General features: G+C 45.7%; 14 protein-coding genes. 1 reads left to right on the top strand and 13 read right to left on the bottom strand.

Annotation, left to right across the window (positions count from 1 at the left end; translation table 11 throughout):
- Positions 1–15 precede the first annotated feature (15 nt).
- On the bottom strand, positions 16–1,158 hold the full coding sequence (locus AB3351_RS12795; protein WP_371147527.1) for a toxic anion resistance protein: 1,143 nt from the start codon (positions 1,156–1,158) through the stop codon (positions 16–18).
- Between the two features lie 188 nt (positions 1,159–1,346).
- Positions 1,347–2,879 carry an S-layer homology domain-containing protein gene (locus tag AB3351_RS12790; RefSeq protein WP_371147526.1) on the bottom strand — a complete coding sequence of 511 codons (1,533 nt, stop codon included), beginning with the start codon at positions 2,877–2,879 and terminating at the stop codon, positions 1,347–1,349.
- Between the two features lie 229 nt (positions 2,880–3,108).
- On the opposite strand from AB3351_RS12790, the gene AB3351_RS12785 reads away from it, so the two are divergent.
- The gene (locus AB3351_RS12785) at positions 3,109–4,293 is read left to right on the top strand and encodes a DUF1343 domain-containing protein (protein WP_371147525.1); all 1,185 of its coding nucleotides are present in this window, start codon (positions 3,109–3,111) and stop codon (positions 4,291–4,293) included.
- A 63-nt stretch (positions 4,294–4,356) separates the two neighbouring features.
- Here AB3351_RS12785 and hemQ read toward each other — a convergent pair whose 3' ends face one another.
- The 11 genes from hemQ to AB3351_RS12730 all read right to left on the bottom strand — a co-directional run bounded on the left by hemQ (position 4,357) and on the right by AB3351_RS12730 (position 15,429).
- Positions 4,357–5,100: a hydrogen peroxide-dependent heme synthase gene (gene hemQ / locus AB3351_RS12780; RefSeq protein WP_371147524.1), complete on the bottom strand. Its 744-nt coding sequence runs from the start codon at positions 5,098–5,100 to the stop codon at positions 4,357–4,359.
- Positions 5,101–5,227: 127 nt separating this feature from the next.
- Complete coding sequence (locus AB3351_RS12775; protein ID WP_371147523.1) at positions 5,228–5,929, bottom strand: phosphatase PAP2 family protein; 702 nt, start codon at positions 5,927–5,929, stop codon at positions 5,228–5,230.
- Between the two features lie 30 nt (positions 5,930–5,959).
- Positions 5,960–7,783 (bottom strand): peptidoglycan D,D-transpeptidase FtsI family protein, encoded by a 1,824-nt coding sequence (locus AB3351_RS12770; protein ID WP_371147522.1) that lies wholly within the window; start codon positions 7,781–7,783, stop codon positions 5,960–5,962.
- Positions 7,784–7,889: 106 nt separating this feature from the next.
- Positions 7,890–8,513: a uridine kinase gene (gene udk / locus AB3351_RS12765; protein ID WP_371147521.1), complete on the bottom strand. Its 624-nt coding sequence runs from the start codon at positions 8,511–8,513 to the stop codon at positions 7,890–7,892.
- A gap of 3 nt (positions 8,514–8,516) precedes the next feature.
- Complete coding sequence (locus AB3351_RS12760; RefSeq protein WP_371147520.1) at positions 8,517–9,821, bottom strand: peptidase U32 family protein; 1,305 nt, start codon at positions 9,819–9,821, stop codon at positions 8,517–8,519.
- A 14-nt stretch (positions 9,822–9,835) separates the two neighbouring features.
- The gene (locus AB3351_RS12755) at positions 9,836–10,762 is read right to left on the bottom strand and encodes a peptidase U32 family protein (protein ID WP_371147519.1); all 927 of its coding nucleotides are present in this window, start codon (positions 10,760–10,762) and stop codon (positions 9,836–9,838) included.
- Positions 10,759–11,400 carry an O-methyltransferase gene (locus AB3351_RS12750; protein WP_371147518.1) on the bottom strand — a complete coding sequence of 214 codons (642 nt, stop codon included), beginning with the start codon at positions 11,398–11,400 and terminating at the stop codon, positions 10,759–10,761. The genes AB3351_RS12755 and AB3351_RS12750 overlap by 4 nt, the downstream gene beginning before the upstream one ends.
- 63 nt (positions 11,401–11,463) lie before the next feature.
- Positions 11,464–12,528 carry an endolytic transglycosylase MltG gene (mltG, locus tag AB3351_RS12745; protein ID WP_371147517.1) on the bottom strand — a complete coding sequence of 355 codons (1,065 nt, stop codon included), beginning with the start codon at positions 12,526–12,528 and terminating at the stop codon, positions 11,464–11,466.
- A gap of 131 nt (positions 12,529–12,659) precedes the next feature.
- Positions 12,660–13,109: a MarR family winged helix-turn-helix transcriptional regulator gene (locus tag AB3351_RS12740; RefSeq protein ID WP_371147516.1), complete on the bottom strand. Its 450-nt coding sequence runs from the start codon at positions 13,107–13,109 to the stop codon at positions 12,660–12,662.
- A gap of 26 nt (positions 13,110–13,135) precedes the next feature.
- On the bottom strand, positions 13,136–14,761 hold the full coding sequence (locus tag AB3351_RS12735; protein WP_371147515.1) for a DHA2 family efflux MFS transporter permease subunit: 1,626 nt from the start codon (positions 14,759–14,761) through the stop codon (positions 13,136–13,138).
- A gap of 32 nt (positions 14,762–14,793) precedes the next feature.
- Positions 14,794–15,429 carry an HlyD family efflux transporter periplasmic adaptor subunit gene (locus AB3351_RS12730; RefSeq protein ID WP_371147514.1) on the bottom strand — a complete coding sequence of 212 codons (636 nt, stop codon included), beginning with the start codon at positions 15,427–15,429 and terminating at the stop codon, positions 14,794–14,796.
- Between the last annotated feature and the right edge of the window lie 18 nt (positions 15,430–15,447).

Below are 15,447 nucleotides of genomic sequence, written 5' to 3'. Positions count from 1 at the left end.
TCTGCGCTCTCACTTCTAACGGCTTTGACGCTGCATGGCAAGTGCAGTGAGCTTATCCTTAAGCTCTTGCTGCATCTTATCAATCTCAGTTTCAGCAAGCCGACGCTTCTCACGTCCCTGCTGCTGAATGGCGAGCGTCTCTTCAAGTGTCTCCACCAGGTTCGCTTGCGTCTTCTTCAACGTACCTACATCTACAATCCCCCGCTCATTCTCTTTAGCGATACCAATGGAGTTCGTCTTAAGCAGCTCCGAATTCTTCAGCAGCAGTTCATTCGTCGTATCCGCCACACGCTTCTGTACTTCTAGTGCCTGCTTCTGACGGTGCAAGCTAATCGCGATGACTAATTGGTTTTTCCAAAGCGGGACCGTCGTAAGGATGGACGACTGGATTTTCTCGACAAGCACCTGATTGTTGTTCTGTACAAGCCGGATTTGCGGAGCCGATTGTATCGTTACCGTACGGGTCAGTACCAGATCATGGATCTTTTTCTCCAGGCGATTAATAAGCTGCCCCATATCATTGAGTTCCTGTACATCCGCAGGGTCCTGCGACATCTCCGCCTTTCGCTGTAGCTTGGGCAGCACCTCTCTTTCCAGTTCCGCAAGCTTCATCTGTCCTGCCGCAATATATAAGTCAAGCTGATGCACGAATTCCCGATTTTTCTCATATAACGTGTCCAATAGAGAAACATCCTTCAGCAGTTGAATATTCGCCTTATCCAATTGCCGTGTAATGGACTCGATTTGTGTACCCATTTTTTCATATTGCGCCAAGAATTTTTTACCCGACTTCATAAAAGAACCGAGCACAGGAACCTTGGATAGGAAGCTTCCTTTCTTGCCTGAGAGCGTATCCGTGTCCACTTCTTTTACCTTAAGCATCAATTCAGTCAAAGCCTGTCCGACTTCACCGCTATCCTTGGCACGTACGTGATCAAGCACCGTATCAGAAAAGCGGGAAATCTCTCCCTGCAACCCTACACCATATTGGAGAATCGATCCGCTGTCTTTTACTTCGATCTGTTTAGCGATCTCTTGAATCCTCTTCTGATCTTCTTCCGGCAGCTTCGTAATATCTGTGCTCTCTAGCTTCTGCACCGGCGTCTCAGTCAATGAAAGCGGGTCTGAAGTCAAGCGATTGTTCGATGAGGTATCCATACATGTCGCCTCCTATATAAAAGTACAAATAACTGTTGCGCTGCTGTATGAGATGTGAACCAAATATCCTATTTTAGCTTTGTTATTATAAACGAAGCCATGTAAAAAAAGTTTCTTTTTCTACCTAAGTATATACCAAAAACTCAACCATTTACGCAAAAAAGCTGGGATTTCCCAGCTTCTCTACATTAATATGGGTGATAAAATTCATTGAGCATGACAGCAGCCGCAGCACGAGTAAGACTTCCCTTCGGATCAAAGCGGCCATTTGGGAGTCCTGACATGATTCCTTCTTTCACTACAGCGCCTACTAATCCCGGATTTTTAATGGAATCAGTATCACTGAAAAATAGACCTTCCTTATCAGGCGTAAGCTTTAAGGCACGTGCAACCATAATGGCAGCATCCTCCCTCGTAATGGCTTGCTGTCCGATAAAACGCTGCCCATAATACTCATTAGGATAAACAATCCGGTTCTGTACGGCAGCAGCAATATACGGAGCGGACCAATGCGTCGCCGCTATATCTCTAAAGCCCGTAGTTCCAGTATCAACAGGAATTTTAAGAGCGGAGACGAGCATTACTGTAAATTCTTCTCTACTCACCTGTTTTCTAGGAAGAAACGTACCATCGCTAAACCCCTGCACAACACCATAGGAAGCAAGTCGTTCAATTGCAGATTGCGCCCAGTGTCCCTGCACATCGGAAAATGACGCCGCTATACTTGGATTGTAGGAAGGAGCCGGTGGATATACAGTCGGCAGCCAGACTGAAGATGGCGTATCAGAATGCGTTAGTGAGAACGTTTGAATATATTTATTGTCGATATATAAGGAGTACGTCCGATTGTAATCCAAGTTATAAAAGCTCACTCTTTTCTCACTTGTCCACTTCTCTTCTACCTGGCTATCCCCACGCTTGATTACCGCTTTAACCGAACCGCTTGTTCCTTTCCATGTAACTTCTACAGAGCGGTTTGCCGTGTTTTTATTAATGGAAACATCGGACGCTTTGCTTGTCGTTTCCGTCCGAAATGCAGTCATATAGCGTCCGTCAATATAGACAGAGTATTGTGTGTCTGTCGAAAGATCGGTAAAGGTAGCGCTTCGATTCGCCCACTTGCCTTTTGTGTATCCGCTGTTATTCGGTTTTACCTCTACATATACGTTACTAGACGTCCCGCTCCAGGACATCTCGACTGATGTATCATCTTTATCGTCAATCGTAAAATTGCGGACGTATCTGTAATTATCATCTCTATCGTCATAATAATACCAGCGCCCATTGTAATAATATCCATCCTCATAGTAATAGCGATCATCATAATAATAATCGTCATAGTAATAGCGATTGTATCGATAGTCATTATAACGATCTCCACGTGTCCGGAATATAGCCACTGATTCCCCGCCAAAATACACCTCATACTCTGTATCAGATTTTAATCCAGAGACAGACACGTTACGATTTGTAACTTCTTTGTTGTATATAATCTCATTATTGCTGCGCTTTTTAATCTCCACACGTACTGTGTCCGCTGTACCCCGCCATTGGAATTCCGCCGCCGTATCCGTTAAACGGGTAAACCGTAAATCATGTACCTCGTCCATAGCAGCCGCATAAACTACCGCTTTAGAAAATGTGTTTGGTGCAATGGTCCCGAATATAGAACAACCTAGGGACACCACCATGAAGCCTGCGATCATTTTTTTCTTATTCATGTTCTCCCCCTATTTCTTTTCACCCTCTATATGATAAAAAGATGCCTTATGTACGTATGTATATTGTATTATATCGGAGAAAAAACATGGAAAAAAAAGAGGTATTTATACAAAACTATCTCTCTACTCCTGCGTCCATTTATATAGAAGAAAATCGTAAGGAAACGAGACAGACATGTAACCCTAACTGCCTACCTGTTTTGTTTGCTGCAACAAGGGAGAGAAGAAGATGAAAAGAATCACACTGCTCTTATTCGCCTTTCTGCTGGCGATTGGCACCTCTATTCTGCCTAATCAGGCAAAGGCGAGCGAATTCCGCTTAGGAAACGAAGTGTTTCTCGAAAAATACGCCTCATTACTTGATGGCAAGCGAGTGGGATTGATTACGAATCAGACCGGCGTTAACAGCAAAGGTATCAGCACCATCACAGTACTCTCGACATATCCGAATGCTTCATTGACTGCGCTGTACAGCCCGGAGCATGGCATTGATGGCAAAGCTAAAGCTGGAGCGTATGTAGAGTCAAGCATGCACCCAACCCTACATATTCCGATTTACAGCCTGTACGGCAAGACTAGAATGCCCTCTGCAAGCATGCTTGCAAACATCGATGTACTGGTCTTTGACATGCAGGATATCGGTGCCAGGTCCTATACGTATATGTCCACCTTGAATTACGCTATGAAAGCGGCTAAGCAAAATCAAAAACCTATCATTGTATTGGATCGACCAAATCCACTGGGCGGACTTATTGTGGACGGGCCTGTACTTGAAGACAAATATAAAACGTTTGTTGGGGTAGACAACCTGCCGATGACCCATGGCATGACAGCAGGCGAGTTGGCACAATTCTTTAACCGGCTTATCGGTGCCAAGCTGCATGTGATTCCAATGGAAGGCTATACGCGAAGCATGATTTATCAGGATACCGGATTACGTTGGGTGCAGAGTTCTCCGCTTATGCCCAATCTTCAATCTGTATTCGGCTATAATGCCACCGGACTTGGCGAAGGAACCGGAATTTTCCAAGCTGATGCATTTACGTGGATCGGTGGCAAAGGAATCAATTCACAAAAATACGCTGCTCTACTAAATAAAGCAAAGCTGCCAGGCGTTACCTTCCTTCCCGAGAAGCGCGGATCTGCAGGCGGAGTTCGGCTAAAAATTACAAATTACCGTACATTCAATCCTGCAAAAACGGGCATCTATGCTCTAGCCTATGCCCGTTCGCTGAACAAGTTCAAAGTGCCGAAGAGCGGTAAATCAATCGTTATGTTCGATAAGATTATGGGTACGAACAAAATCGGACTTTATCTATCCCAAGGCCTCAGCCCACAACAAATCGAAGCCAAATATGCTTTGCAGCTTTCCAAATTTAAACAAGAGCGAAAGCAATACCTTATCTACCAATAAACGTACTCAACAAAAAAGAGGAGCCGGATCTGGCTCCTCTTTTCTATACAAACCACTATACATCTATAGGGCAAAATACTGATCAATACGTTCTTCGCTCAAGCGATTGCCGACAATAAATGTACCGAATTCACCGAAGCGTGCACTCGCTTCATCAAAACGCATCTCATATACGAGCTTTTTGAACACAACCGGATCATCAGCGAATAATGTAACGCCCCATTCCCAATCGTCAAAGCCAACAGAACCTGTGATAATCTGTGTCACCCGTCCTGCATAGCTGCGGCCAATCATTCCGTGGCTGCGCATCATACCGCGACGCTCTTCCATCGACAGCATGTACCAGTTATCATTACCTTCACGCTTCTTATTCATCGGATAGAAGCATACATGCTTTGTCTTCGGCAGAGCCGGCTTTAAGCGTGCCTGAATGGCTGGATCTTCTTCTGGATTCTCAGCCTGTGACATGTAGCTGCTCAGCTCCACAACAGAAACATACGAATAATCTTGCAGTGTATACATCGCAAACAATGTCTTATTGAATTCAGTTTCCACCGCTTCAAGCTCTTCTAACGTCGGGCGCAGGTGCATAAAGGCAATATCAGCTTTATGTCCAACAACGGTAAAGACAGTGCTGCTTCCCTGCTTATTTGCTTCTACATCAGCCCACTTATTCATAAATCCATGCAGTTCTTCTAATGCTTGCTTGCGCTCCGCTTCCGGTGCGCTTGTCCATGCAGTCCAGTCGATAGAACGGAAATCGTGCAGGGCATACCAGCCCTCGAGTGTGCTTACTGCTTCACTCACAATTCGTCAACTCCTTATCGTTGCATTAAATATGTACTTCATTCTGCTATCATCCACCATTATAGCAAAAACTACAATGAAAAATCATATCACTTGTGAATTCCACACGAAACATACCGGGTAAGCATCATATCGCTTTCTTCTGCTTCCCAAAATACCAATGCAGCAGATGCAGACCGATAATACAAGCTGTCAGCCAAACACCGCCAATCGTAAACCCTGCGATCACATCACTTGCATAGTGCACACCAAGATAGATGCGACTGCAACCAATGGCAATGGCAAAGACCACAAGACATATTGGCGCAACCCAACGCCACATACCGCGCTTTCTGAGATAATACCAAGCTAAATAGGCAAGCATGCCATAAAAGATAAAGGAGACCATCGCATGCCCGCTCGGAAAGCTATAGCCTTCTGCGGTAACTAAATGCTCAAAGCTCGGACGGTCGCGGCGGAACAGCATTTTCAGACCATAATTAAACAAGCCTCCACCACCAAGCGCCAATGCTAACATCAGCACTTCAATACGCTGTCTGTGCCAAATCAAGATGCCCGCAACCAAAGCAAAAATAACGATAAGCGCGGGAGCTGCACCCATATCCGTTAAGAAAATAACATCTGCCGTAAACGAGTCGCTATGAAGACGATGAAACAAATCATAAGCGGCCCGGTCAAACCAATCAATTTCCTTCTCTAGAACCTCATCAATAATCATTGCCGAAACAAACAGCAGCAATAATGAAAGAATAAACCCGGCTAGAAGAATGGTACCAATTTTGCTAGATGGTCGAAATCTATGAAAAAGCTGATATAAAATACTCCTCACCTCTCCCTTTATGATCTGCTCTCTATAAACTTACTTGATAATTTTTTTATCGACTGCAGTCTTCGCTTTCTCCGCTTCAGCAAGCTTTCTAACAAAGGTTCCGAATAATTGTGTTGCTTGATTTACCCCTGACGTCGGCGCATCCTCTATAAGCACGGCAATCGCGTAACGCGGCTTCTCGCGTGGAATATAACCGACAAACCATTGATTGTTCCGAGGTTTTGCATCAACAACCGTCTGTGCAGTCCCGCTTTTACCTGCCGCCTTCCATGGCAGGTCTTTTAACATCATTGCTGTACCGTCTTCCACTACATCTTCCATAAATCTACGCAGTATCTGTGCTGTTACAGGCGAAATATCAGCACCGTCAAGCGGACGGTCTTCAAAGCGGTAAAACGTCGTTCCGTTCTGATAATTAATAGACTGGACGGCACGTACCTTTTGTTTACGGCCATCTCCTGCAATTACTGCCGCCATATTCGCTGCTTGAAGCGGGGTTAATTGCACGTCCCGCTGCCCAATACCTGTCTGAATCAAAATGCCTTCATCATTCTTCGGGAGATTATGAGCAAACACGCGTCCTTTTTCTTCGCCATCCAATTGTCTAAAAGTACCCAACTTATAAAAAGGGTATTTCTCCCATCCGATTTGCTGATTTAAACCCATTTGTACCGCATATTCCTGCAGCTTTTGCGCGCCGACTTTTTTGGCTACCTCAGCAAAGGTAATATTGCATGACTCCGCGAATGCTTCCTCAAACGTAACCTCCCCATGTCCACCTTCTTTCCAGCAGGAAAAGCCGTATTTGCCCAGCTTTCCTTGGCAGGTAAAACGATCGTCCGGCTTTACCACTCCCTCTTCAAGCGCTGCCGCTGCTACTACAATTTTAAAGATAGAACCTGGTACTGCCTGTTTAATCGCCCGATTCTTCCAGCTAGTAGAAGTAGCATCTGAGTGTTCTCGTGCAAGATTAGGGCGCGATACCATCGATAACACGTCACGTGATGCGACATCTAATACAACCGCTGCACCTTTTTTTATAGCATGTTCGTCAAATGCCGCTTCTATTTGTGCCTGTATACTGGCATCAATCGTCGTCATTAACGTAAGGGGATAAAAAGAATTTTCCGCTTCATGAAGCCGTACGTCAAGTCCATTCAGCGGATTTCCGCGGCCATCTACGAAATAAGACACGGATTTTTCTCCTACACCGGAGAGAAATGGCTGAAAGGACCGCTCAAGACCCAGCACGCCCACCTTGCTTGTGGAACGAAGCAATCCGGCATCAAGATCATCCCGATACTTCTCTTCGATCAGCTTTGCATTTTGTCCAATAAAGCCTACAATATGGCGAGCCAGCCCACTCTTCGGGTAACGTGTGGTTACTGGGAGCGCAACGACGCCGGCAATTTTTAACCCCTCAATCTGACGCGTCTGATCTTCATGCAGAGCGACCACTTCTCCGTTCCTATCTCGCCAGAACCCGGCTTGTTTTGCATTTTCAAGCAAGTGGTGGGTTTCCTCTTTTGTAATACCCAGTATCTCACTTAGTCTACCTATTTTTTCGTTATCACCAAGCGAATAACGAACCAGAGGAAAAATCGCTAAGCCCGTTTGTTCCTCCCCGGTTAGCGGTACACCGTTTCGGTCATATATCATCCCACGCCCGGTATCAAGCACAATCTTCTCCCTTCGCTGTGCTACAGAGCGTTCGATTAGATCTACTTTATGTGGTGAAAAAGAACGCGTATCAATAACCTGAATCCAGGCAAGACGCGTAATCATTCCTGTATACAAAAACGTGAACAGCAAGAGAACGACAAACATCCGGCGCTTCTTTCGATTTTGCGGCATCACGCACGCCCCTTCCAAGTAATCGACTATTTTTTCAGTCTTTCCTTGAACAAAAGGGGATAAACATATAAGCGCCAGCCCCGAATAAAGAGACTGGCGCTTGTAGTTACAGCGACTGTAGAACGGTGTTAATTTTCGTAGTAAGCAAATCTATCGCTACGCGATTCTGTCCGCCTTCCGGAACAATAATATCAGCATAACGCTTGGTTGGCTCGATAAACTGCATATGCATCGGCCGCACAACGGTTAAATACTGCTCGACAACCGACTCAATCGTACGTCCGCGGTCCGCGATGTCGCGCAGCATCCGACGGATGATCCGCACATCAGCATCTGTATCAACGAACACTTTAATATCCATCCGGTCACGCAACCTCGCATCTTCAAGAATGAGAATGCCTTCGAGAATGATGACATCTTTAGGCTCGACGTATACCGTATCTGCTGAACGAGTATGCAATGTATAATCATACACAGGCTTTTTGACTGCTTTATGAGCACGCAAACTATCCAACTGTTCGATCAGAAGATCATTATCAAACGCAAGCGGATGGTCATAATTTGTCTGTACCCTCTCTGCCATTGTTAAATGGGATTGGTCTTTGTAATAAGCATCCTGTTCTATCATGACAACGCTCATATTCTCAAACTGGCGGTAAATCTCACGGGCTACCGTCGTCTTGCCCGAGCCGGTACCACCTGCCACGCCAATAATAATGGGTGCTGTCATCGATTATTTTTTCTCCTTACGCATCATATCATGAGTTGCAACCGGATGATCCATGCGCACTTTCACAATCTGCATCGCATGCGGTGCAGACATAATCGGTTCGTCTTTTTCGTTCCACATCTCCGTTACGGTCTGTGCAAAACGTGAAATCGTCGGGCCGAAGAATTCAACCGTATCACCTATGCTAAACTTATTGCGCTGCTGGAGTGTTGCAATGCGGGACGCTTCATCATAATCAAGTACCAGACCGGCAAAATTATATTCCGGCATATCTTCATTTTCACCGTATAGCTGATCCTGCTCTGTCGGTACACCGTAGAAAAATCCAGTCGTCAATGAACGGTGAGACGCTTTGCGGATTTCTTCCATCCATTCTGGATTCAGCTTATAATTCTCAGGGTCCGCAAAATAAGCATCAATCGCACGACGGTACTGATTGGTTACTGTTGCAACATAGTGAATGCTTTTCATGCGTCCTTCGATTTTGAAGCTGTCCACACCTGCTTCAATCATATCCGGTAGGAAGCCAAGCATGCACATATCTTTGGAGCTCATCGTAAACTGCGGGTCCTGCTCACCGAACATAGGGAGTGATTTTTTGCCGATCTGCTCAAGCGATCCCTCGCTCTGCGGCAGTTCTTCAAACATATCGTACTGCCAGCGACAGGATTGCGAACATCCGCCGCGGTTGGAGTCACGAGCAGTAAAGTGATTGGATAGCACACAGCGTCCAGAATATGAGATGCACATCGCTCCGTGGATAAACGCTTCAATCTCAATATCTACATGCTTTTTGATTTCACGTATCTCACGTACGGATACTTCACGCGCAAGCACAACACGGCTTACCCCTTCTTCTTTCCAGAATTGAACAGTCTGCCAGTTTGTTGTGGAAGCCTGGGTGCTTAGATGCAGCTCTAAGTCCGGTGCCGCCTGCTTCGTTCGTTCGATAAGCGCCGGGTCCGCAACAATAATGGCATCGATTCCAGAGCGATACAGATTGCGCATGAAGTCATCCACTTGGTGCAAGTCTTCATTATGGGCAATAATGTTCGTGGCCACAAATACTTTGGAACCATGCGCATGAGCAAATTCGGTCGCTTCCTTCATCTCATCAAATGAAAAATTATCCGCATTGGCACGCAGGCCCAAACTTTGTCCTCCGATATACACCGCATCCGCACCGTAACGAACGGCGAATTTTAGCTTCTCAAGATTCCCTGCAGGAGCGAGAACTTCCGGCTTCTGCAGCAGCGGGCCGCGCGGTGTTATGATCTTCTTATTCGAAATGACGTTTGTCTCCGTCATAATAAATCACCTCATTAATAAACTTGCTCTTTAAAGAAGAAACCAGTGGTCAGTTCGCGAGAAGAAGGCTGGATAGCGTCAAGCTCTTGTCGCAATCCCCCTACAATCTCTTGGAACTCATCCGGGTTCTCAGCATATGCATCAATAGCCCGACGATAAATGGCCACTACTTTTGTATTGTACTCGCTATCCTTCATGATGCCTTCGATTTTAAAGCTGTCAATCTCTGCATCCATCAGCTCATCTAGATATTCTAGAATACAGATATCTTCCGCACTCATAATATGTGTGCCATTGCGGTCTTCAAAGATCGGATACTGGAGATCTTCTCGTTTCTCTTCCGTTATGAACAGCTTACGATCCATGCTTGCAGGTACTGCTTCTTTGTCTGTAAATTTCTCATAGTTTGTCACAAGGTCACGGCGAGAATGGAAAATACATGTGATGCCATGCACTTGTACCTGAATTTCTACCTCTGCATTCTCCTTGATTTCCACAATCGCATCCATATTCAGCTCACGGGCGACAAAAGCGCGTGTCGCGCCTTTTCTGCCCCAATAATTAATCGTTTCGTAATTGGTTGTGAGTACTTCTGCATTCCAATGCAGCGGTACCTGCAAATCAATCTGACGCGCGGCCATAACAACGGCTGTATCACCAAATACAATCCCATCTACTTCCGCGGCTTCAAGCGCCTTTAGATACGCAGGAAGACCCTTGAGATCATCATTATGAAACAGCGCATTTACTGATACATATACTTTGGCACCTCGTGCGTGCGCCAATTCTACCGCCTGGCGGATCTCGTCCAATTCAAAGTTACCCGCCACTCGCAGACCGTATTGTTCATGTCCGATGCTTATCGCATCGGCTCCGGCTTCGATAACCTGCACCAGCTCATCTAAATCAGCAGCCGTACAGAGCAATTCCGGTTTTTTCACGTTACTTCCCTCCGTTTTACACATAACGCCAGTCCGTCGCCGATCGAGACAAACGATGTCTCAAACGCCGGATGTTCCGCTAAAAATTGATTGAACGCGCGCAGCTTCACAATCATGCTGCGCTTGTTCTTTGGTATGTCCTCTTCGGCCACCATGCCGCGAAAAAACACATTATCACAAATTAACAGCCCGCCCTCTGCAAGATATGGAGCATATTGCTCAAAGAACACATGGTACTGACCTTTGGCTGCATCCAAAAATATACAGTCAAATGTATACTCTCCGGCTAAGCCGTCTCGTGCATCCTGATGCAGTACCGTAATCCGGTCGCTTACACCCGCTTCCACAAAATTGCGTCTCGCACGCGCAACCATCTCTTCTGAAATCTCAATTGATGTAATATGCGCATCGGGCGCTGCCTCAGCAAGCCAGATCGTAGAGTAGCCGATGGCCATGCCTACCTCTAGAATCCGCTTCGGCTTATGCATCGCAACTACGAAGCGAAGCAGCTGAGCGCTCGGAAGCTGAATGATCGGAATATGTTCCGCTTCCGCCTCCCGCTCCATCCGCGAAAGCAGCTCAGAACGCGCAGGGACTAGCGACTCCATATAACGTACAATATGGTCTGAGGTTATCATTTTATTTACACCTCGTTATTTTCTCATAAACTTCTCTATAATAGCACACTCATAGTGCAAAATCTATTTTTGATTCGTCTTGCTCTTATTGATGTTTTTCAAATGATCTTGATAGGTCGCCGCAAAATAATGCTGTCCGGTTCCATCCTTCTTCGTTACATAGAACAAATAGTCATGCTTCTCAGCATTGGCAACCGCGTGCAGCGCAGCTTCTCCCGGGCTTGCAATCGGCCCTGGCGGAAGTCCCTTTACTTTGTACGTATTGTATGGGCTATCCTGCTGTAGATCACTATGCATCACACGTTCCTTTTGTTTATCGAATAAATATTGCACGGTAGCATCTGCCTGCAGCGGCATCTGCTGAGCAATTCGATTGTAATACACACCGGCTACTTTCTGGCGTTCATCATCTGATCGTACTTCGCGCTCTACAATCGATGCCAGCGTAACAGCCTGATGCTTCGTTAGCGTATGCTGCTTGACCTTTGCATCCCAACTCTCATCCCACACTTTTTCGAAGCGCTCAAGCATTCTCTCAATGATCTGGTGCTCGGTCGTACCTTTTTTAAACTCGTACGTATCAGGGAAGAGGTAACCTTCAAGACGGTACTTAATCCGCTTATCCTGCGGAATGCTTTTAACAATTTCCTGCGGAAACTTCCCGTTGTTCACTTCCTGCAAAAACGTATCCTTTTTCCCCAATCCTTTTTGTTCGAGGCGTGCAGCAATCTGCACTACTGTATACCCTTCTGGAATGGTGACGGTAATCGTATCCTTATACACATCCCCTTCCGCCATTTTTTTAACCATCTCATCAATGGACTGTCCTGATGCAAGTTGATATTTACCCGCTTTGATGTCTGATCCGCTCCCCTTCATTTTTACATAAATGGAGAATAGACGCGCATCCTTAATCAGCTTGTTTTCTTCTAGGATCTGTCCCACTTTGCTTATGGATGAATTTGGCGGAATCTCAACAACCTTTGCCTGCCCACTTTCCGATTCAATCGGCTGTAGACCATTCCATACGTAATAAGCTGCACCGCCGATACCAAGTGCAAAAATCAGCAAAACAATAAACATAAACGTAATGGTCTTTCGTACAACGCTTCCTTTCTCATTCAGCATTCTTTCCCTACTCTCCTTTTGTCTACCGCTTTCCATCGATTTATTATACAACATTCCCTGTAGAAGGTGGATTGAAAAAAGAAGGCAGCCTAACGAAAAGCCGCTCTAGCAGAGCGGCTTAGTCGGTGTACTTATTCTTTTTGTGTAGTAATATTATCTAAAATTTTTCTGAAAATATGAATGATCGTCTCAATCTCTTCTTCTGACAATACACTGTAGCACTTTTGCATCGCCTTTTTTTTCTTTTCGTGTAAATCTCGAACAAACTCTTCCCCCTTTTCCGTAAGGACAAGGAGGACAATGCGCCGATCCGCATCCGCCCGTCTTCGCTCTACATATCCATGCAAGACAAGCTTGTCTGCTAACGCCGAGATAGAAGGAAGCGTGATCTCCATCCGATGAGCTAAATCCGAAATTTTCTGCGGCCCATCGACGCTCAATACTGCCAATATAAAAGCATGAGATCCTCTAATCTGACACGATGTATTCCGCTCAAACTGCTTTGAAGTTTCAGCCGCTACTTTTCTCGTCAGTTCCTGGAAAAGATTGCTAAGCACTAACAAATGCTGTTCCTCACTCATTATGCTCCCCCTCTTACACCACACGCCTACTGTAGGGCAGTGCCTGGTTCATCCGTGCGTGCTGGGGCAGGGAGTGCAATTCTCTCTTTAACCTTTTGTACCTGTTTTTTATCTTTTCGCACGTCACGCAAGAATACACTTAGCACTAGAGCTATCACCGAAAACCCGGTTGCCCAGAAGAACGCGTCATTAATTCCCATCACGGAAGCTTCTTTGCTAAGCTGTCCTAAAAGCAGTATGGTTGCTGCTTCCTGTGCCTGTGTTCCCTGCATTCCTGTAACGCCAGCTACAGACGTAGTGAACGATTGGAAAGATTGACTGAAAGAAGGGTCCATGATGTTGGCCTGTTCACTTAGTTTTCCTACATGAAAAGTAGTACGCATACTAAAAATGGTCGTAACGATACTAATCCCCATCGAGCCTGAAATCTGCCGTAAGGTATTCGACATGGCTGTACCGTGGCTGTTTTTATCCTGCGGAAGCTGATTCATCCCTGCAGTCATAATCGGCATCATCAAAAGAGCCATCCCAAACGAGCGAATCATATTAATAACAAGAATATGATTGTAGCTTGTATCAAGTGTCAGTCGTGAGAATTCATACGTAGTCACCGCTGTGATCAACATACCAACAATGGCCAGGGGACGTGGTCCCACTCTGTCAAATAAAGTTCCGGAGATGGGAGACATGATCCCCATGATCAGCGCACCCGGCAGCATAAGCAAGCCGGACTGAAGCGGTGTAAAGCCCCGCAAATTCTGTAAGTAAATCGGCAGCAGGAACATGCCCGCATACATCGCAATCGTTAAGACGATGCTAATAATATTCGAGAGTGTGAACATATCGTATTTGAAGACACGAAGATCAAGCATCGGATGGTCGGAACGCAGCTGAAGCATCGTAAATACCCCCAGCATAATAACACCAAACACCAGATTCGCGATAACAACCGGACTAGACCATCCGACCGTACCTGCTTCACTTAATCCATACAATAACGTTCCAACACCTAGGATGGATGTAATGGCTCCCCATACATCAAGCTTTGCGGTCTGATCTTTTCTCGTATCGCGCAGCAGAATGAACGAAAGAACAATCACCAGCACACCTAGTGGAACCATACCGTAAAACATAATACGCCAGCTATAATTCTGGATAACCCAGCCAGATAATGTTGGACCGACGGCTGGTGCGAACATCATACCAAGTCCAAAAATCCCCATTCCTTTCCCCCGAATTTCGGGAGGGAAGATTGAGAGAATAATCGTCATCACAAGCGGCATCATAATACCGCCGCCAACCGCCTGAATTAAACGACCAATCAGAATGACAGAAAACGATGGCGCGATACCACAGACAAGCGAGCCAATGGTAAAGAACAGCATGGCCGCCAAAAAAAGGCGTCGCGTTCCAAAGCGCTCAATCAAAAACGCGGATAATGGAATCAAAGCTCCGTTCACCAGCATATATCCTGTCAACAACCATTGTGCAGTCGTCGCCTCTACACCAAACTCATTAATGAGATGCGGAATGGCTACGTTCAATAGTGTTTGATTCAAGATGGCAAGAAATAACCCGAGCATCAATACAGAAAGCAAAGGGATGTGCTGTGCCATCCCCGGACGTGAGGTCCGTTCATTTTCTACTTCCATACGACAAGACCTCCTTTCTTCAATATCACATTTTACTTATGGATCTTTACCGTTGCATTCATCCCCGGAACAATCCCTGCTGGGAGATTATCCACAGAAATTTTGACGGGAATTCGCTGTACAACCTTCGTATAATCTCCGCTCGCGTTCTGCGTAGGCATAATCGAGAATAAAGAATTGGTTGCATATCCGACTGTTTCTACTTTCCCTGTAAACGTCGTATTCGTATCGGCATCAACGATGATATCCACGTCATAGCCTGCTTTTACATCTGCAATATCGGTTTCTTCAATGTTTGCCCGAACGTACAATTTATTCATATCCACCACTTGAGCTAACGGCTGTCCCGGGGTGACCATCTGCCCTTTGATTGCTGTGCTTTGTACAACTGTGCCGCTAACCGGTGTCGTAATAGAGGCGACTTGGTTGCCTGTGGTTACTTTGCCGATTGCCTGGTTCTGATCAATCGTACTGCCTTCTGTACCCTGCCACTCTGTTAACTTACCGGCAGACATAGAAGATACCGGCACTACATCTCCTGTTACGGTTGCATCATCGGTTGTGACATAATTCGTTGACTCATAATAGTAATAGTATCCGCCAATGCCCAAAGCAGCGATAACTAGCACAATGACAATATTGGTAAGTAAATAACGTGTTTTTCCCATGCTGTTGTTCTCCTTTTC

It is taken from the genome of Aneurinibacillus sp. REN35, from assembly GCF_041379945.2.
Taxonomy (GTDB): Bacteria; Bacillota; Bacilli; order Aneurinibacillales; family Aneurinibacillaceae; genus Aneurinibacillus.
This window is presented reverse-complemented; position numbering and strand designations above follow the sequence as displayed.